The 18081-nt window shown below is 62.6% G+C and carries 17 protein-coding genes; 11 read left to right on the top strand and 6 right to left on the bottom strand.

From position 1 onward, the window contains the following. The first annotated feature begins 237 nt into the window (after positions 1-237). The 4 genes from ACTXGA_RS20635 (at position 238) to ACTXGA_RS20620 (ending at position 6052) form a co-directional block, all read left to right on the top strand. Complete coding sequence (locus ACTXGA_RS20635) at positions 238-1419, top strand: GAK system CofD-like protein (protein WP_443396556.1); 1182 nt, start codon at positions 238-240, stop codon at positions 1417-1419. 330 nt (positions 1420-1749) lie between these two features. Then, positions 1750-2889 carry a Gfo/Idh/MocA family protein gene (locus ACTXGA_RS20630; RefSeq protein ID WP_443396555.1) on the top strand — a complete coding sequence of 380 codons (1140 nt, stop codon included), beginning with the start codon at positions 1750-1752 and terminating at the stop codon, positions 2887-2889. 28 nt (positions 2890-2917) lie between these two features. Continuing rightward, positions 2918-4144, top strand: coding sequence for a D-mannonate dehydratase ManD (manD, locus tag ACTXGA_RS20625; RefSeq protein WP_443396554.1), 1227 nt, complete (start codon positions 2918-2920; stop codon positions 4142-4144). Positions 4145-4195: 51 nt separating this feature from the next. Next, on the top strand, positions 4196-6052 hold the full coding sequence (locus tag ACTXGA_RS20620; protein WP_443396592.1) for an ABC transporter ATP-binding protein: 1857 nt from the start codon (positions 4196-4198) through the stop codon (positions 6050-6052). A 28-nt stretch (positions 6053-6080) separates the two neighbouring features. On the opposite strand, the gene ACTXGA_RS20615 is transcribed toward ACTXGA_RS20620, so the two are convergent. From ACTXGA_RS20615 to ACTXGA_RS20590, 6 genes are read right to left on the bottom strand one after another with little or no spacing between them, the layout of a single operon-like run. Beyond that, the gene (locus tag ACTXGA_RS20615) at positions 6081-6470 is read right to left on the bottom strand and encodes a carboxymuconolactone decarboxylase family protein (RefSeq protein ID WP_443396552.1); all 390 of its coding nucleotides are present in this window, start codon (positions 6468-6470) and stop codon (positions 6081-6083) included. 10 nt (positions 6471-6480) lie between these two features. After that, on the bottom strand, positions 6481-7221 hold the full coding sequence (locus ACTXGA_RS20610; protein WP_443396550.1) for a sulfotransferase-like domain-containing protein: 741 nt from the start codon (positions 7219-7221) through the stop codon (positions 6481-6483). Continuing rightward, on the bottom strand, positions 7214-8035 hold the full coding sequence (locus ACTXGA_RS20605) for an aspartate racemase/maleate isomerase family protein (RefSeq protein ID WP_443396548.1): 822 nt from the start codon (positions 8033-8035) through the stop codon (positions 7214-7216). The genes ACTXGA_RS20610 and ACTXGA_RS20605 overlap by 8 nt, the downstream gene beginning before the upstream one ends. Beyond that, positions 8032-8445 (bottom strand): GFA family protein, encoded by a 414-nt coding sequence (locus tag ACTXGA_RS20600; protein ID WP_443396546.1) that lies wholly within the window; start codon positions 8443-8445, stop codon positions 8032-8034. Before ACTXGA_RS20600 ends, ACTXGA_RS20605 begins: the two co-directional genes overlap by 4 nt. After that, positions 8438-9526: an aromatic ring-hydroxylating oxygenase subunit alpha gene (locus ACTXGA_RS20595; protein ID WP_443396544.1), complete on the bottom strand. Its 1089-nt coding sequence runs from the start codon at positions 9524-9526 to the stop codon at positions 8438-8440. The genes ACTXGA_RS20600 and ACTXGA_RS20595 overlap by 8 nt, the downstream gene beginning before the upstream one ends. Beyond that, complete coding sequence (locus ACTXGA_RS20590; RefSeq protein ID WP_443396542.1) at positions 9523-10410, bottom strand: MurR/RpiR family transcriptional regulator; 888 nt, start codon at positions 10408-10410, stop codon at positions 9523-9525. The genes ACTXGA_RS20595 and ACTXGA_RS20590 overlap by 4 nt, the downstream gene beginning before the upstream one ends. Positions 10411-10504: 94 nt before the next feature. Here ACTXGA_RS20590 and ACTXGA_RS20585 point away from each other — a divergent pair, with 94 nt between their 5' ends. The 7 genes from ACTXGA_RS20585 to ACTXGA_RS20555 are packed head-to-tail and all read left to right on the top strand — an operon-like array spanning position 10505 to position 18080. Further along, complete coding sequence (locus tag ACTXGA_RS20585) at positions 10505-12961, top strand: FAD-dependent oxidoreductase (RefSeq protein WP_443396541.1); 2457 nt, start codon at positions 10505-10507, stop codon at positions 12959-12961. A gap of 33 nt (positions 12962-12994) precedes the next feature. Beyond that, positions 12995-14077, top strand: a complete 1083-nt coding sequence (locus tag ACTXGA_RS20580; protein WP_443396540.1) for an alcohol dehydrogenase family protein — start codon at positions 12995-12997, stop codon at positions 14075-14077. Continuing rightward, positions 14074-14361 carry a cupin domain-containing protein gene (locus tag ACTXGA_RS20575; protein WP_443396539.1) on the top strand — a complete coding sequence of 96 codons (288 nt, stop codon included), beginning with the start codon at positions 14074-14076 and terminating at the stop codon, positions 14359-14361. The genes ACTXGA_RS20580 and ACTXGA_RS20575 overlap by 4 nt, the downstream gene beginning before the upstream one ends. Next, positions 14358-15467, top strand: coding sequence for a mandelate racemase/muconate lactonizing enzyme family protein (locus tag ACTXGA_RS20570; protein WP_443396538.1), 1110 nt, complete (start codon positions 14358-14360; stop codon positions 15465-15467). The genes ACTXGA_RS20575 and ACTXGA_RS20570 overlap by 4 nt, the downstream gene beginning before the upstream one ends. Next, complete coding sequence (locus tag ACTXGA_RS20565) at positions 15467-15877, top strand: hypothetical protein (protein WP_443396536.1); 411 nt, start codon at positions 15467-15469, stop codon at positions 15875-15877. Before ACTXGA_RS20570 ends, ACTXGA_RS20565 begins: the two co-directional genes overlap by 1 nt. Then, on the top strand, positions 15874-16980 hold the full coding sequence (locus tag ACTXGA_RS20560) for a mandelate racemase/muconate lactonizing enzyme family protein (protein ID WP_443396534.1): 1107 nt from the start codon (positions 15874-15876) through the stop codon (positions 16978-16980). Before ACTXGA_RS20565 ends, ACTXGA_RS20560 begins: the two co-directional genes overlap by 4 nt. Next, entirely contained in the window at positions 16977-18080 is a 1104-nt protein-coding gene (locus ACTXGA_RS20555; protein ID WP_443396532.1) for a mandelate racemase/muconate lactonizing enzyme family protein, read from the top strand. The genes ACTXGA_RS20560 and ACTXGA_RS20555 overlap by 4 nt, the downstream gene beginning before the upstream one ends. The last annotated feature ends 1 nt before the right edge of the window (position 18081 follow it).

Here is an 18081-nt window from a genome sequence, read left to right as displayed (position 1 = left end):
TACAATGGCCGCAGAATACCATAGACGGGAACGTTCTCCAAAATGGCTGCGGTCATCCGAACGGATGTTCGGGCCAAGCTGACCGACCGCACGGGATGGCTCGCCGCTTCGCCACGCCGGGCGCCCTTGCAGATGACAGTGGGTGCATTGCGCCGTATGAGGGTTTCATGCTTCATGCGCGTCCGATGCCATGGGCGCAATTCGGGATGCGGGTTCAGGCCGGGAGAGGGTCGACAGATGACCTCTGTTCATGTCGAAAGAGAAATGCTCCTGCCGGATGCCCTCCGGATCGCCCGGGCGGAAAGCGCGCCGCATATCGGCCCGCGCATCCTGTTCTTCAGTGGCGGCAGCGCCTTGAACGGTATCTCGCGTCGGCTGAAGCGCTACAGCTACAATTCCATGCACCTCATCACCCCATTCGACAGCGGCGGCAGTTCGCAGGTGCTGCGCCGCGCCTTTGACATGCCGGCTGTGGGCGATCTGCGCTCCCGGCTCATGGCACTGGCGGATGAAACGGTGCTGGGGCAGCCAGATGTCTATGCGCTGTTCAGTCACCGATTACCGACTGACGTTCCGCAGGCGGATCTGCGGGCAGAGGTCGCGGCGATGGTCAGGGGCGATCATCCACTGATTGCGGCCATTGCCAAACCGATGCGGCTGCTGATCCAGTCACACCTCGGATGTTTTGCCAAGGAAGCCCCGGAGGACTTCGACTATCATCGCGCCAGCATCGGCAACCTGATCCTTGCCGGGGGATACCTGAGCAACGGTCGCGCGCTGGAGCCGGTCCTGTTCCTGATGTCCAAGATGGTGGACGTGCGCGGTACGGTGCGCGCCATCGTCGACGCCAACTTGCACCTTGGGGTCGATCTGGTGGACGGGCGGCGGGTGATCGGACAGCGCCAGATCAGTGGCAAGGAGGTCGCCCCGCTCGACAGTCCGGTCGCGCGGATATTTCTGAGCGATGGTGCCGCCGAAATCGCTGCCGAAGACGTGAGCCTGCCCAAGCGGAACCGGAAGTTGATCGAACAGGCGGATGTGATCTGCTATCCGCCCGGCAGTCTGTATTCCAGTGTCATCGCCAACCTACTGCCCGCCGGTGTCGGCAAGGCGGTGGCACAGCGGCACGTGCCCAAGGTCTATCTGCCAAGTCTCGGGACCGATCCCGAAGCCTTGGGCCACAGCCTGTCCGATCAGGTCGCCGCTATCCTGTCGCCGCTGCAGCGGGATGCCGGTCCGCAGGTCGCGCCGCGAGATCTGATGACCCACGTTCTGTGCGATAGCGCTGTCTCCGCGGCGGAATGCGATGCGGTCACCGACCGCCACGGCATTCCCTGTCACCGTTTGCCTCTGTGCCAGCCCAACACCCCCCGCTACGACGAAGATCAGGTCGCGCGCGTGCTGGTGTCTCTGGTCTGACCTTGAACACAACGCAAGGGTCAGTGCCGCGTCACGGATGATTTGACTGGCTGTGGGTGATGACGCGGGCGGCCGATTTGCCCAGTGTCCCCTTGTGCGGATGAGGTTGCACCTCTCCCTGATGCCGTCCGGCGTGGCTCCGTCATTTGTATCGGTCAGATGACTTCACCGATGGCCTAATTGCCTGCCACGTCTCGCTTCGTGTCGGACTATCAGGCCTTCGGTCTCACGGGTCGGGCAAGCACACCTGAGCGCCGATCCGTGGGAATCGAGTTGCAAAGCTGCCTTCTTAATACTAGTATACTAGTAATCCAAAAGCGTGAGGGACAGATGACTGCCAAACCCAGAGTCTTGATTTCAGGCACCGGCTTTGCCGGGCAGGGGCATGCCGAAGCGTTCCGTTGGGCAGGGGCCGAGGTCGTTGGCATCGTCGGCCGGACACAAAGCGTCGTGACCGAAGTGGCCGAGCGGATGGGTATCCCCAACGCTGGCACCAATTGGGAACAGGCGCTGCAGGATTGCCAGCCGAATATCGTTTCCATCGCCACCCCCGGAGGGGCGCATTACACCCCCATCAAGGCGGCGATAGAGGCGGGGTGCCACGTCTATTGCGACAAACCGATGACCGACCGCAGCGACACCGCGGTCGAGCTATGGCAATTGGCACAGGACAAGGGTGTAAAGACGGCCTATGCCGCCAGTTTTCGCTACACCGCCAGCGTTCTGCACGCCAAGCGGCTGGTCGCGGATGGCGCAATCGGTGAACCGGTCGAGGTCGAATGCATCTCGCACTTCAATCTCGAACGCGAAATCCCGTTCGGCTGGTCGCATCGCAAGGAAGATGGCGGCGGCCGCCTGAACAACAACTTCACCCACACGCTGTCGATTGTCTCATCGGTCGTCGGAGAGCGCATCCTGTCGGTGTCCGGCGAAGTGCGCGATGACCTTGGCCGCGCGCCCATCGTCGAAGGTGTCCACAACTTTGCGACTCGGCGCAATTTCATCCCCAAGGATTTGAGCGACCCCTCGCTGACGTGGGGAGAAAGCAATGTCGAGTGGTCCTATACCGTCATGGCGCAGCTGGAGAGCCCCTTTGCCGCCAAGCCGATTTCTGTCCTGTTCAAACACGGCGGTTTGGTGCCGCGCTTTCACGAGGATCACATCGTCTTTTACGGCACCGAAGGCGCAATCTACGTCAAAGGCCACTACGGCAGCGGGCAGTTGCACCTCTATTCCAAAGAGAGCGGCTGGCAGGAACAGCCCTTGCCCGCAGACATTGCGGACAGGATTCCGGCTGTCAAAGGCGAGACCGAGCAGTGCTGGCACTACCTTGCACGGGAATTCGTGAAGGATATCCGCGGCGAGACGGTCGAACCCTATCCGACCTTCGCCGAAGGCAGCCAATACCAGCAGATCATCGACCTGATCCGCCGGAACGATCACCTGACGGACGTGACAAAACTGGCCTGAGGCCGATTTCAGAATTGGGAGGATTTCGATGAAGATTACAGATGCCAAGGTGTTCGTGGGCGGACCGCGCAAGAACTATGTGACCCTGAAGATCATGACCGATCAGGGGGTCTATGGTCTGGGGGACGCCACGCTGAACAACCGCGAAACCCTGCCTGCAAAATACCTGCAGGACTACCTGATCCCGAACCTGATCGGGATGGATCCGCGCAACAGCGAGGATATCTGGCAGTTGTTTTACCGGGGGGCCTATTACCGGCGCGGTCCCATCGCCATGGCCGCCTATGGGGCCATCGATATGGCGCTGTGGGACATCAAGGGCAAGCTGGCGAACATGCCGCTATATCAGTTGTTCGGCGGCAAGAGCCGTGAGGGCGCGCTGGTCTACGCCCACGCCACGGGGGCCGATCTTGAGGATCTGATGGACTCGGTCGCGGCCTATGTAGAGGACGGATACAAGGCGGTGCGCGTGCAGTGCGGCATTCCCGGAATGCCAACCGCCAGCTACGCCGTGCCGGAAAAGAAGGGCGATGTGAAGAATTACATCACCGACTACACTGGCATTCAGCCGAAGGTCGAGGTCTGGGACACCGACCGGTACATGCGCTACATGCCGGGCGCGCTGATGCAGATCCGTGAACGGTTCGGCCCGGATTTGAAGATCCTGCACGATGTCCATCACCGGCTATTGCCACGGGAGGCGGCTGAATTCGCCAAGGCGGTGGAACCCGTCGGCCTGTTCTGGATGGAAGATCCGACCCCGGCAGAGGATCAGGACGCGCTGAAACTGATCCGCCAGCATTCCACCGTGCCCATCGCCATCGGAGAGGTCTTCAACTCGATCTGGGAGTGCAACAAGCTGATCGAGAACGAGATGATCGATTTCATCCGCGTGGCCGTCACCTATGCCGGAGGCATCACCCACGTGAAAAGGATCGTCGATCTGGCCGGGCTGCACCACGTCAAGACCGGCTTTCACGGTGCGCCCAGCCATTCGCCGATCTCGATGGCCGCGCAGGCGCATCTGAATGCCTGGGCGCCGAACTTTGGCATTCAGGAATACCTCGTCCTGGGGACGCCCGAATGTGATGCCCTGTTCCCGTCGGAACACCGGATGGAAAGCGGCATGTTCTATGTCAGCGATGCGCCGGGGCTTGGTATCGATTTCGATGAAAATGAGGTTGCGCGTTACAGCTATGAACCCGGCAGCCATCCCATCGTGCGGCTCGAAGACGGGACCATGTGGAACTACTGACCGTTTTGACCATCCTGCCGGTCACAGGTGCCTGGCGATTGAGGATGAATGATGTTCGCGATCTACGACCGCCTCACGCGGCTCGCCCTGGGTCTAGCCAATCCTTACGTCCACGGTCCCGGCGGTGCGCCCGCCGGGCGCGCCTGGCCCTATGTGAGGTCGCATCTGCGGCCTCTGCGCTGGGTGCTTTTCCTCAGCGTCGTCGTGACCGTCCTCACCGCCAGCATCGAGGTCTGGCTGATCAGCTATGCCGGGCAGTTGATCGACATGCTTGCCGTAACCCCGCCATCCGAAATCTGGGGGCAACATAGCCGCGGCCTAATCTTGGCCGCGGTCACCATCCTACTGTTAAGGCCCCTGTCGCAGTTCGCCCGTTACATGGTCAATGACATCGGCTTTGCCTGCAACGTGGCCAACCTGTTCCGCTGGCGCGCCTATGACCACCTGACCCGGCAGTCGGTGGGCTGGTTTCAGGAGGATCTGGCCGGGCGCACGGCCTCGCGTCTTGTGCTGATGGGCAACTATGCCTCTGACGCCATTTATCAGTCGATCAATGCGGTGGCCTTTGGCTTTGTCTATGTGGTCGGTGTGGTCATTCTGATGGCTGGTACCGACATTCGGTTGGCCATTCCGCTGCTCATCTGGCTGGTGCTGTATATCGTGCTGATGGCGCTGATCGTGCCGCGCATGGTGCGCGCGATGGAGGCGTTCATGGCGTCCAAATCAGCTTTGCTGGGCAAGGTCGTGGATACGTTTTCCAATTTCGATACGGTCAGCCTGTTCGCCCGTCGCGCGGATCTGGAGGCCGATCACCATGCCTCGCTCGAAGACACGCGCGAAACCCTGTTCCGTGCCCGCCAGATCGGGCTTGCCCTTCGCACCGTGACCGTCTGGCTGGAAGGCCTCATCATGGTGGGCATCGTGGGCTACGGCATCTGGCTCTGGAGTCAGGGGGGCGCCACCATCGGTCTTGTCAGCGCCGCCGTCGCCTTGTCCCTGCGCATCACCACGATGGCGGAATGGATGCTGGAGGCGGTCTGGAGGATTTTCGAACAGGTCGGCTCGATCCGGGAGGCGCTGCATACCATTGCCCAGCCGCTGGTCATTCCGCATGACGGAAACGCGCCTGCGCTGAAGGTGACAGCAGGTGGGATCACGATTGAAGGCGCGCGCCACCACTATGGTAAGGGCAGGGGCGGCCTGATGGGGGTCGATCTACAGATTGCGCCGGGCGAAAAGGTCGGCCTTGTCGGCCCATCAGGGGCCGGGAAATCGACCTTGGTCAACCTGATCCTGCGGTTCTACGATCCCGAAGGCGGGCGGATCCGGATCGACGGTCAGGATATCAGCGGCGTCGATCCCGAAAGCCTGCGTCGTGCCATCGGCATGGTCAGCCAGCAGGCCGCACTGTTGAACCGGTCGGTACGCGACAACCTCACCATCGGTCAGGCAGGCGTGACGCAATCGCAGATCGAGGCCGCCGCACGCGAGGCCCGGGCCCATGAATTCATCTGCGATCTGCGCGACAGTCAGGGCCGCACCGGCTACGACGCCCATGTGGGCGAACGCGGGGTGAAACTGTCTGGCGGACAGCGCCAACGGATTGCCCTTGCCCGGGTGTTCCTGAAAGACGCGCCGATCCTGATCCTCGACGAGGCGACCAGCGCGCTTGACAGCGAGGTCGAATCCGAGATCCAGACCGCCCTCAGGCGTATCATGCGGGACAAAACTGTGATCGCCATCGCACACCGCCTGTCGACCATCGCAGAGATGGATCGCATCGTGGTGCTGGACAACGGACGCATCGTAGAAAGCGGCACCCATACCGACCTGCTGGCGGCGGGCAACCTTTACGCCACGCTCTGGCACCGTCAGTCCGGCGGATTCATCGGGGATCAGGGGGACTGAGGCTTTCACAGACCGGATCGAAGGGCGGCTACAGCTGGCCGCGTTCCTCCAGCACCTTGCGCGCCACGCGAAAGCATTCCAGCGCCTGCGGTACGCCGCAATAGATGCCGACGACGTGGATGATCGCGCGGATTTCCTCCTTGGTGACGCCATTGTTCAGCGCACCCCGGCAATGGATTTCCCATTCGTGCATCTTGCCCAAGGCGCCGATCATGGACAGGTTCATCATGCTGCGGGTCTTGGCGTCGATCACGTCATCGCCCCAGCCGAACCCCCAGCACCACGCTGTCATGGCCTCCTGAAAGGGGCGCGTAAAATCGTCGGCCGCGGCGAGGTTCTTTTCCACGTACTCCGCACCGAGCGTGGCCTTGCGCTGCTCAAGTCCCTTGAGAAACAGGTCTTCGTCAAAGCTGGACATGGGGTTCCTTTCAGATCGTAAGGCGGTGGCGATAGAGGTGATCGTAATGCGGTTTCATCCGTTTGTGGGACTGTCTTACGCGTGGCGGTGCCTCGGCAATATCGACATAGCGGCGCGGCTGCGGCGTCAGCCCGGTGGATTGCGCAAGATTGTGATGAAACGATCCGCCATCCCACCAGCTATGCGCCGACGGATCTCCGCCCGGTGCCCAGGTCAGCGCCTGTTCCAGAAAGGGAATGCCGACCGCCTCACAGAACTTCTCGACCATCGCATGTGGGTCGGCCAGCAGATCGTCGCTGTCGATCACCGGGGGCGGCGTACCGTTCAGGGCGGTGAGCAGGTCAAACAGCGCACGCTGTTCGGGAAAGCCCAGTTCGGTCTCATCATAGTCGGGCCACTTGTTGTGGATCGACGTGATCGTCTTGGCCGGGTCGCGGATCAGGAAGGCGTGGGTGAAATGGCTTAGAAAGGACGGCGTCCACACGTGATTGATGTAATGCGGGAAATCCTTGAGAAAGACCGGGCCTTTCTCTGCCCGTGCCTGAATGTCCGACCAGACACTATCCAGTGTCAGACCCGGCGTCGTCTTGTCCCCTTCGCAGTACCGGGGCCAGAACGGATCTTCGCCCTGATACCACGCCTCTCCATAGGGTTCATGCAGGCAATCAAGGTCGCCGCGTTGGCGCATCATCCATTCAAACGCGGTGGAGGTAGAGCGGGGCACGGCCCAAAGCGCAATGATCTTATGCATGAAGGCTCTCCAAAAGGCGGCCCTGCGGGGTGGTCGGGGCAAGGCCCAATGATTTGAAAATGCGCCAGTACAGGGCCGTGTCGTGGCCAATCACCGGCTTGCCCAGCCGCTCTTCGAGCATGCGGGTCAGATGCACCGGGCGCTGCGGTTGGCCATTCGTGCCGGTGCGGAAATTGCACATGCCATTGATCAGGATGGCATCGGCCTGCGGAGCGCGGCCCGCGACGTAGTCAAAGCTTTTCACCGCCAGATCGCCGTCGAACACCCAGCGGCAGTTGTTCACCGCGTCCTGGCTGTCAAACCAACCCTGATCGTGAAAGTTCCCGGCCCAGATCACGTCGAACCCGGCCTCGCGCAGGAAGCCGACAGTCCCCTGCCACCACTCCGGCCAGTGATAAGCGGCGTTCAGCGCCACCTTTTCCACATTCATCTCCCGCAAGGCCTCGACCATGGCGTAACCCGCCATGTGAAAGTGCAGCCCGTAGGTATCCGACAGCCGTGCGCAATGAGAGCGGATCCCCTCCACGCCCAACCCGCTCGCATGGACCCAATTCGACCCGACCTGCGCGGCAACATCCGCGCCATTGCGTGACATGACGTGACAGAAATCCTCCATCATGCCGAAGTTCTGTTTCCGTTGATCCAGCCCGTGTACGTAATCCGGCACATGCAGCATCCATCCGTGAACGCCGACGCTGTCCGGGGACATGCGCAGAAAGTCTGACGGTGCGGCGTCATAGTCAAAAGGGGGGCAGGTAAAGCCTACCTGATGGGGGAACAGCTTGTGTTCCGGCCGCCATTCCGATGGCATCATGCTTCCGGTTCCCCGTCATTCGCACTGGCAGGAAACTTCGGCAGAGCGTCCGAATTGTGCAGCCACGGCAGCCGTTCCGCATAGTGGCAATGCAGCTCGGGCACATAGGCGTCTGGGTCGTCGCGAGACGCGCCGTAGAGGTGGATCTCACCCGGCCAGCGCGTGCTTTCGAAACTCATTTGGGTGCCGCAATCGGGGCAGAAGCCGCGCGTGGCGATGTCCGACGATTTGTAGAACTTTCGGTCGCCGGTCCACTGAACATCACCCACTGCAAACCCCATCCAAGCCACCACCGGTGCCGAACAGGCCCGGCGGCAGCTTTCGCAATGACAGAGCGCGGTCCAGGCTGGCGCGGTTTCCGTCCTGTAGTGAATGTTCCCGCACAGGCAGCGGCCGGTGATTTCATCCATCCACAGCCTCCCGCATCCAGCGTTGCAGGTGCAGGATGGAATGTTCGGAATTCACCCCACAGCCGGGGTCAACCACCAGCGGGCCGGGCACGTAGCCTCGCGATTTCAAGCCGCGCTGCACAGACTCCACAAGGTGAATGTCCTCTTCCACGGTCGTCGCGCGATCCTGCTGCGCCATGCGGCGCACGGTTTCGTCGTCATATCCACCGACCGAATACCAGCCCCGCCAGACCACCACGTGATCGGCATCAACGGCGCGCCAGTGATAGGTGTTCAGCAGGTTGCCCGGGTAGACCTGAAACGAGAACATCGGCCAGAGAAACCACGACGAATACTTGTCGTTGTTCGGAAAACCGCTGTCGATGTCATAGGTCATCTGGTCGAGGCTGTTGCAATCGGTCGTGTGGCGCAGGCAAAACCCTTGTGGCTGGATGTCATAGGTTTCGGGTTTGATGACCCCGGTCGAAAAGGTCGGATGGTTCAATGAGCAGTGGTAGCATTCGGAGTAGTTCTCGACCGAGACCTTCCAGTTGCAGTTTTCCGGTATCTCGATCCATTCCAACGGCCTGAGATCGGCCCATTGCGGCACGAAAGCCTCCAGTTCCGTGCGCACACTCGGAAACCAGTCGTCCATCGGCTTGGCCATGGGGTCGAGGTTGACGAAGATGAAGCCGAGGAAAACTTCGGTTCGCACCTCGGTCAGGCAGATCTTCGACTTGTCGAAACCGGCGACCGATTTGGCATTGGGCGCGGCGCGCAATCCCCCGGTCAGTTCGTAGGTCCATGCGTGGTAGGGGCAGACGACGACGCGCGTGCTGCCCTCACCGCTGACAAGCTGGTGTGCCCGGTGCTGGCAGACGTTGTAGAAGGTGCGGATGACGGCATCCCGTCCCTTGATGCAGAACAGGCTTTCGCCCGCCATCTCAAAGGCGAAATAGTCGCCGGGGTTTTCCAATTGGCTGGCGTGACCGGCAAATTGCCATGTCTGCGCCAGCAACCCGGCCTTTTCGACCTCGAATACGGCGGGATCGGTGTAATACCGGGCCGCAAGAGAGCGGACCGGCTCGACGTGAAGGTTCATTCCGGTTCCTCCATATAGATGCCAAGCTGATGGCGGCGTTCGTGGAATTTCTCGACCCGCTCGACGATCTCGTCCGAGGCCACGGCAATGACAAAGCTGAGAAGCGTTTCCAGCAAGGCAATGGTCGATACGGAAGACGGGAAAAACTGAGGCGTGTCGGCGGAGACGACGAACCCGAAATTAGCCGCCCGGATGACGGGGCTGGCGGGGCTGTCGGACAGGCCGATGATGGTCAGCCCCTGTTCGCGGGCAATGTCCAGCGCCTTGATCACCTCTGTTCGGTAGGGGCGGCAGGTCATGGCGATCAGCACGTCCTGTTCGTTGGCCCATGCCAGATCGTCGATGGCGGTGGATCCGGGCCGTGGAATGGCGTGGAATTGGGACATTCCTGTCGAGGCGAGGTAGGTGAAGTTGCGGGCGTTGGCGTTGTTGACGCCGACACCCAGCGTATAGACTTGCCGGCTGGTCCAGATCGCCTCGGCCGCGGCCTTGAGATCCTCGGCGTCGATTCCGGCAAAGGTTTCCTCAAGGTTGCGGATGGCGGCCTCTGCCATGTCGGCATAAAGGCCGCCAAGGTCGCCGGATTTGCGGATGTCCTGCAGCCAGCGCGCCCGGTCGGGGAAGGTGGCGGTGCCTTGGCGGATCGCCTCGCGGAAGGGCGCGCGGAAATCCTCGTACCCCTCAAAACCTACCTGCCGGGCCATGCGGACAATGGTGTTGGGTTTGACCTTCGCCGCCTCGGCGATTTCCCGCACGGTCGAAACCCCCACGTCCTGCGGGTTTTCCAGCACGTAGCGTGCGGCCTTCTGCGCCTCTGGTGTCAGCGCTTCCCATTCGTCGCGCAGGCGGTCGAGGATGTTGGATGATACATTTGTGCCATTCATGATTGACAGTGGTACACATGTCCTCTTAGCCTGTCGAGCAATTTCCCGCCTTGTCGGGATGGCTTTTCGACCCCCTCAAAGTGACGGAGGCATTATGACCGGAAAGACCCTGCCGGAAACGGCGCGTGTGGTGATCGTCGGCGGCGGCGTGATGGGGGTGGGCCTCGCCTATCATCTGGCGCACGAAGGCTGGGGGCCGGAGGTGGTCCTTCTGGAAAAGGCCGAGCTGACCTCTGGAAGCACCTGGCACGCGGCGGGGCAGATCACGCATTCGACCTCGTCTTTCGGCCTGGGCAAATGCGTGGATTACAACATCGGCCTCTATTCCGGCGGGTTGGAGCGCGAGACCGGGCAGGCGGTGACTTGGCACGGCTGCGGATCTTTCCGGCTGGCCTATACGGCGGATGAGATGGATTGGTTGCGGCATACGCTGTCCGTGGGTCGATCGTTGGGCTTCAACATCGAATTGGTCGGGCCGGAGCGAGTCGCTGAACTGCACCCGTTCTACAATCTCGACGGCGTATTGGGTGCGCTGCACACGCCGGATGATGGCCATGTGGACCCAACCAACGTCACGATGGCATTGGCGGCGGGCGCGCGGTCAAAGGGCGTGCGAATCATGCGCCGCTGCCGCGCCACCAACATCACGCAGGCCGACAATGGCGAGTGGGTGGTCGAGACCGAACAAGGCACCATCCGCTGCGAGCATGTGGTCAACGCGGGCGGCACCTATGCTCGCCAGATGGGCGAATGGTCGGGGCTGCAACTGCCAATGACCTCCATGACGCACCATTACTTCGTGACCGAGCCGGTGCCGGAGTTTCAGGCGCTGGACAGGGAGTTGCCGGTGATCCGCGATGACCGCAAGGTCTCCGGCTATATCCGGATGGAGCAGAAGCGCGGCCTGATCGGCATCTACGAAAAGGAAAACCCGAACACCGTCTGGGAGGATCACTGTCCGTGGGAGGCAGAGAACGAGCTGTTCGATGCCGATTATGACCGCGTGATGCCTTGGCTGGAGGAAAGCCTGAACCGCATGCCGATCTTTGCCGACCTAGGCATCCAGCGCGAGGTGCACGGCGCGATCAGTCACCCGCCGGACGGCAACCCGCTGATCGGTCCGGCGCCGGGTGTTCGCAACTACTGGTGCTGTTGCGGCACGCAGATCGGTATCGGCTGGGGTCCCGGCCTGACGCGCGAACTGGCCCGCTGGATGGTCCATGGCGCGGCGGATATCTCCATGCGCGACTACGACCCGCGCCGTTTCGGCGACTACGCCACCAAGAAATGGCAGGTCACCAAGGCGAAGGAGGATTATTGCCTGCGCCACGAAATCCCGTTCCCGCATTTCAACCGCCTTGCCGGGCGGCCAATCAAACCCTCGCCGCTGTATGAAACCTTGAAGTCAAAGGGAGCGGTGCATGAGGAAGTCTACGGCTTCGAACGCCCGCGCTGGTTTGCCAGGGATGGTGTCTCGCAGCAGGATCACTACTCCTTCCGTCGCAACGAAGTGCACGACATGGTTGGGCAAGAGGTCCGCGCGGTGCGCGAGCGTGTCGGCATCATGGATGTCACGGCCTTCACCAAGGTGCTGGTCGAGGGGTCGGATGCCTATGCCCTGCTGGACCGGCTGACCGCCAACAGGATGCCGCAGAAGGTGGGCAGCATCACGCTGACCCACATGCTGAACCGCCGTGGCCGGATCGAGCTGGAAACCACGATTGTGCGGATGGCGGAGGATCGGTTCTACCTTGTGTGCGCGGCCTTCTTTGAACAGCGCCTGCTGGATCACCTCGATACGCATAGCGGCGATGCGGATGTGACCGTTACCGCCTTGTCCGAATCGTGGGGCGCGCTGTCGCTGAATGGCCCGCGCGCCCGTGATGTGCTGGGCGCTGTGACCGATGCCCGTCTGGACAATGCCGCGTTCCGATGGCTGTCGGCGCAGCAAATCGACGTTGCAGGGCATGATGTCTGGGCCTTCCGCATGTCCTATGCCGGGGAACTGGGATGGGAACTGCACATGCCGTTCGCTGCGGTCAAGGGTGTCTATGGCGCGCTCTGGGCCGCTGGTGAGGCGCATGGGATCGCCGATTACGGCAGCTTTGCCATGAACGTCATGAGGATGGAAAAGGGCTTCAAGGGGGCAGGAGAGCTGACCAACGAGGTGACACTGGCAGAGGCGGATGTGCTGCGCTTTGCCCGCACGGACAAGGCGTACCTCGGCCGGGATCTGACCCTGAACGCGGACCTGCCCTGGGTCTGCGCATACCTCGAAATCGAACCGGATGGTGAGGTCGATGGCCACGGCGGAGAGGCTGTCCTGCTGGATGGGCAGGTCGTCGGGTCTACCGCCTCCGTCGCCTACGGCCATACGGTCGGCAAGATACTCGCCTTTGCCTATGTCAAACCGCAGGCCGCGAAGCCGGGGACGGATTTGCAGATTGTCATCCACGGCGCACCCCGCGATGCCCGCGTTTTGGGCGAACCCGCCTATGATCCGCAAAACCGCTTGCCCCGCACGGATGCGACCCCGGTTCTGACGGACTAGGTTGGCCGCAACTCGAATGACAGGAGACGTTTGATGACCCTTCCCGACACGATGCGCGCCATGGTCACCATGGGCCACGGCGAATTGGACCAGATTGTCCTGCAACCGCATTGGCCACGCCCCGACCCCGCCGCAGGAGAGGTTCTGGTCCGCGTCGGCGCTTGCGGGTTGAACAACACTGACGTGAACACGCGTACGGGCTGGTACTCCAAGACCGTGAGCGAGGCCACGACCGGTGGCGCCTATCAGGAGGTGGGCGAGCAGGACGCCACATGGGGTGGCGCACCGATCAGTTTTCCGCGTATCCAGGGGGCCGATGTCTGCGGAGAGATCGTCGCCGTCGGCGAAGGCGTGGATGCGGCACGTATCGGCGAAAGGATCATCGTCGATTGCTGGCTGCGCGATCCCGAAGATCCGCTGGACAAGAGCAAGACAGGCTATTTCGGGTCGGAACGCGATGGCGGTTTTGCCGAATACACCACCATGCCCGCACGGAATGCGCTTGCCGTGGATTCTACGCTTTCGGATGCGGAACTGGCGACTTTCTCCTGCTCCTACTCGACGGCAGAGGGCATGCTGACTCGCGCCAAAGTGACCGATGCCGATACCGTTCTGGTGCCCGGCGCCTCGGGCGGGGTCGGTGGTGCACTGGTGCAACTGGCCAAGCGGCGCGGCGCGCGGGTCATCGCCATGGCGTCAGAGGCAAAGCACGCAGATGTGGCCAAGCTTGGCCCCGACCGTATCCTGCCGCGCGCCCCGGAAAATCTGCGCAGGGCGCTGGGCGACGAAAAGATTACCGTCGTCGCGGACGTGGTCGGGGGACCATTCTGGGCGCAACTGATTGACGCGCTTGAGCGCGGCGGTCGCTACACCTGTTCGGGAGCCATTGCCGGGCCGATGGTCGATTTCGATTTGCGGACCTTCTACCTGCGCGATCTCACCTTCACCGGGTCGACAGTGATCGATCCCGAGGTCATGCCAAACCTCGTGCGCTACATCGAGGCCGGAGAGATCAAGCCCGCGCTGGCTGCCACTTATCCGCTGGAGGAGCTGCGCGAGGCGCAGGCCGCCTTCATTGCCAAGACACACACCGGAAACATCGTGGTTGCGTCGTGACCCGCCCGCAAGCTCTTGCCACCGTGCTGGTCGAGACGGACCGCACCCGTGTGACCCGCTTCGACTTTTCACCGGGGGCAGAGACCGGCTGGCACGTGCATGGGCATGACTACGTGATCACTGCGATTACAGCCTGCCACATGCTGCTGGAAGAGCCCGGCGGCGACAGTCGCACTGTCACGGTGCAGCCGGGAGAGGCCTACGCCCGCGCTAAGGCCGTCTCTCATAACGTCATCAATGCGGGCACAGAATTGATGACCTTTGTCGAGGTCGAACTGCTGTGAAGATCACCCGCATCCTCATCTATCAGACGGATCTGCCCTATGTGGGCGGGTCATATGGCTGGGGCGCGGGCAATGCGATCACCGTTGCGCGGGCCAGCGTCGTGGTGATCGATACGGATGCCGGACTGTCCGGCTGCGGCGAGTTCACGCCCTGCGGAGAGAACTACATGGTCGCCCATTCCGAAGGCGTGCCTGCCTTGGCGCGGCTGGTCGCGCGGCGCCTTCTGGGCGAGGACCCGCGTCAGGTTGGCCGGATCGAACAGATCATGGATCATGCCGTGCAGGGCCACGGCTATGCCAAGGCACCGTTTGATGCAGCCTGCTGGGACATCCTCGGGCAGGCCTGTGGTCAGCCGGTCTGGATGCTGATGGGGGGCAAGCTGACTGACGGTGCACCGATGTACCGGGTCGCGCCGCAGAAGGCGACGGATGAGACGCTGGCAGAGATGCAGCGCTATCGCGACGCGGGCTATCGCCAGTTCCAGATCAAAGTAGGAGGCGACTGGGCCACGGATATCGACCGCATCCACGCGGGCGTGACCTTGTTGCAGCCGGGGGAAAAGGCCATGGCCGACGCCAATCAGGGCTGGCGCGCGGACAATGCGATCCGGGTGGCGCGGGCGACGCGTGACCTTGATTACATTCTTGAGCAGCCTTGCCGTACCTATGAGGAATGCCAACAGGTGCGCCGGGTAGCCGAACAACCAATGAAGCTGGATGAATGCGTGACCGGCATTGCGATGGCACAACGCATCGTCGCGGATCGCGGCGCGGAAATCTGTTGCCTGAAAATCTCCAACCTCGGCGGGCTGACAAAGGCGCGGCGGGTGCGCGACTACCTTGTGGATAACAGCATGCCTGTGGTCAGCGAGGATTCGTGGGGCGGCGAGATCGCCAGTGCCGCCGTCGCGCATTTCGCGGCCTCGACACCAAGGGAGTACCTGCAAAACACCACCGACCTGATGAACTACAACACACGGTCGACCGGCATCGGCGGGCCGGTGGCCCGCGACGGCAAACTGTACGCCAGCGATGGGCCGGGACTGGGCGTGAGCCCAGACTTTGACAGCCTCGGGGATCCCGTGGCGGTGTTCGGGGCGACGTGATGGCAGCGAGTGATGTAACAGGACCCGAGGTTGCCGCTGTACTGGCCCAGTGGCCAGAGGCCGCGCGTGGCCAAGCGGAGGCTCTGTTTGAGCTCATTCACGCCGAGGCCGCCGCACAGCAGGTTGACCCGCTTTCCGTCTCCCTGAAATGGGGGCAGCCGTCATTGACGCCTGAGGCCGCGCGCACTGGCACCCCGATCCGCCTGCACTGGGTGGCAAAAGTCCCGGAGCATCTGCAGGTGTTGGTCCATTGCCAGACCAGCCTTGTCGAGACATGGCGCGATGCCGTGCCGGGCCTCACCTATGATGGCAATCGCGCGATCCTGTTGCCCTTGGGCCGGCCCTTGCCAGTCGACGATCTGCGCCGCTGTTTCGCGCAGGCGCTGACCTATCACCGGAGTGGAATATGAAGATCACACGCATCAGCGTCTTTCACGTCGATTTGCCTCTGGAGCATCCATACTGGCTGTCCGCCGGGCGGCTGAAGTTCGAGGTTCTGGACGCCACGCTGGTGAAGATCGAAACCGATGCCGGGATCACCGGCTGGGGCGAGGGTACGCCATGGGGGCACACCTATGTGCCCGCACATGGGCTCGGCATCCGCGCGGGGATCCAGACCATGGCGCCTTTCATCCTTGGCCTTGATCCGCGCAAGGTGCTGGAGGTGGAACGGGCGATGGACCTGTCCCTGCCGGGGCATCTATATGCGAAATCCCCGATCGACATGGCCTGTTGGGACATTGCGGGGCAGGCAGCGGGCCTGCCCATTGCCGACCTGATGGGCGGTGGCAGCCGCACGCCGCGCCCCATTGCGTCGTCGGTCGGGGCCAAGACCGTCGAGGAAACCCGCGAGGTCATGGACCGCTACCGCGCCCGCGGCTACATTACGCACTCGGTCAAGATCGGCGGGGACGTGGACCGGGACATTGCCCGCATCCGGGACGTCGAGGCGCACCGCGCCCCGAATGAGATCATCCTTTACGACGTCAACCGGGGCTGGACGCGTGCACAGGCACTGCAGGTCATGCGCGAGACCGAGGCGCTCTGCGTGACCTTCGAACAACCCTGCGAAACGTTGGACGACATTGCCGCGATCTGTGGCAAGCACGCCGCCCCGGTGTCGGTGGACGAAAGCCTTGTCACCTTGCAGGACGCCGCCCGCATCGCGCGCGACGGGTTGGCCGAGGTCTTCGGGATCAAGTTGAACCGCGTTGGCGGCCTGACCAAGGCCGCGCGGATGCGCGACATCGCCTTGGCCCATGGCATCGACATCTTCGTGATGGCGACCGGCGGCAGCGTGTTGGCCGATACAGAGGCGTTGCACCTTGCGGCAACCGTGCCGGACGCGAATTGCCGCGCGGTCTGGGCCTGCCAGGACATGATCACTTGCGAGATTGCCGGGGGCCGTGGCCCCCGCAACATCGACGGCCACCTGCATCTGCCAGAGGGGCCGGGACTGGGCGTGCATCCCGATGAGGATGCACTGGGCGATCCGGTGGCGGTCTACGCATGAAGATCACGCGCCTTTCCCTGTGGCATGTCCCGCTGACCAGCCACGCAACCTATTACATGGCCGCGGGCAAGACCTGCGACACGGTGGAAACCGTCGTCATAGCGGTCGAGACGGATGCCGGGATCACCGGCTGGGGAGAGGTCTGCCCGATTCCGCATTACCTGCCCGCCTATGCTCGGGGCGTTGGCCCGGCCTTGCAGGAACTTGTGCCGGTTCTGATCGGGGCGGACCCGTTGGGGGCAGAGGCGCTGATGGCAAAGGCCGAGGTATGGCTGCCGGATCATCGCTACGCCAAATCAGCTCTGGACATCGCGTTTTGGGACATCACCGGCAAGGCGGCGAGCCTGCCTTTGTACGCCTTGCTGGGCGGGCAGCGGCAGGCGGATCTGCCTCTGTATCACTCCATAACCTGCATCGACCCGGATGAGATGGCGCGCATCGCGCGAGAGGCGCAGGCGCAGGGAATGACACAGTTTCAGGCCAAGCTGGGCGCCTCTGGCGATTGGCAGACGGACGTGGAACGCTTGGCCAAGGTGCGCGAAGCGGTTGGCCCCGGTCCGCTGGTTTACGGGGACTGGAACTGTGGCGCGACCTCGCTGGAGGCCACGCGGGTCGGGCGTGGGGCGGCACATCTGGACGTGATGCTGGAACAGCCCTGCGCCACGCTGGAGGATTGCGCACGGGTCCGTGCCGCAACCGGCTTGCCAATGAAGCTGGACGAACTGGCGCATGATACGGCCACCCTGCTGCGGGCGCATGACTTTGGGATCATGGATGCCGTCGCGCTGAAACTGTCGAAGCTCGGCGGTCTGTCGGCCCTGCGCCGCGCGCGCGACCTGTGCCTGCACCTGGGGGCCAAGATGTGTATCGAGGATACCTGGGGTAGCGATATCGCCACGGCGGCCGCGCTGCATCTGGCGGCGTCCACCGATCCGGCGCGGGTCCTGAACGTCTGCGACCTGTCCGGCTATGTCAGCCCGCGCATTGCCCCCGATGCGCCCTCGCGCCGCGCGGGACGCATCGCCCCGCCCGAGGGCCCCGGTCTGGGGATTGAACCGGACCGCGATCTGCTCGGCCCGCCCGATTTGATACTGGAGTAAC

The organism is Antarctobacter jejuensis, assembly GCF_052266595.1.
In the GTDB taxonomy this organism is placed as follows: Bacteria; Pseudomonadota; Alphaproteobacteria; order Rhodobacterales; family Rhodobacteraceae; genus Antarctobacter; species Antarctobacter jejuensis.
This window is presented reverse-complemented; position numbering and strand designations above follow the sequence as displayed.

Excerpts from the sequence above, each read along its gene's own strand:
- ACTXGA_RS20565 (WP_443396536.1), top strand. The coding sequence starts at position 15,467 with ATGGCAGCGAGTGATGTAACAGGACCCGAGGTTGCCGCTGTACTGGCC.
- ACTXGA_RS20595 (WP_443396544.1), bottom strand. The coding sequence starts at position 9,526 with ATGAACCTTCACGTCGAGCCGGTCCGCTCTCTTGCGGCCCGGTATTAC.
- ACTXGA_RS20615 (WP_443396552.1), bottom strand. The coding sequence starts at position 6,470 with ATGTCCAGCTTTGACGAAGACCTGTTTCTCAAGGGACTTGAGCAGCGC.
- ACTXGA_RS20605 (WP_443396548.1), bottom strand. The coding sequence starts at position 8,035 with ATGATGCCATCGGAATGGCGGCCGGAACACAAGCTGTTCCCCCATCAG.
- ACTXGA_RS20635 (WP_443396556.1), top strand. The coding sequence starts at position 238 with ATGACCTCTGTTCATGTCGAAAGAGAAATGCTCCTGCCGGATGCCCTC.
- ACTXGA_RS20560 (WP_443396534.1), top strand. The coding sequence starts at position 15,874 with ATGAAGATCACACGCATCAGCGTCTTTCACGTCGATTTGCCTCTGGAG.
- ACTXGA_RS20600 (WP_443396546.1), bottom strand. The coding sequence starts at position 8,445 with ATGGATGAAATCACCGGCCGCTGCCTGTGCGGGAACATTCACTACAGG.
- ACTXGA_RS20580 (WP_443396540.1), top strand. The coding sequence starts at position 12,995 with ATGACCCTTCCCGACACGATGCGCGCCATGGTCACCATGGGCCACGGC.
- ACTXGA_RS20620 (WP_443396592.1), top strand. The coding sequence starts at position 4,196 with ATGTTCGCGATCTACGACCGCCTCACGCGGCTCGCCCTGGGTCTAGCC.
- ACTXGA_RS20590 (WP_443396542.1), bottom strand. The coding sequence starts at position 10,410 with ATGAATGGCACAAATGTATCATCCAACATCCTCGACCGCCTGCGCGAC.
- ACTXGA_RS20585 (WP_443396541.1), top strand. The coding sequence starts at position 10,505 with ATGACCGGAAAGACCCTGCCGGAAACGGCGCGTGTGGTGATCGTCGGC.
- ACTXGA_RS20630 (WP_443396555.1), top strand. The coding sequence starts at position 1,750 with ATGACTGCCAAACCCAGAGTCTTGATTTCAGGCACCGGCTTTGCCGGG.
- ACTXGA_RS20555 (WP_443396532.1), top strand. The coding sequence starts at position 16,977 with ATGAAGATCACGCGCCTTTCCCTGTGGCATGTCCCGCTGACCAGCCAC.
- manD (WP_443396554.1), top strand. The coding sequence starts at position 2,918 with ATGAAGATTACAGATGCCAAGGTGTTCGTGGGCGGACCGCGCAAGAAC.
- ACTXGA_RS20610 (WP_443396550.1), bottom strand. The coding sequence starts at position 7,221 with ATGCATAAGATCATTGCGCTTTGGGCCGTGCCCCGCTCTACCTCCACC.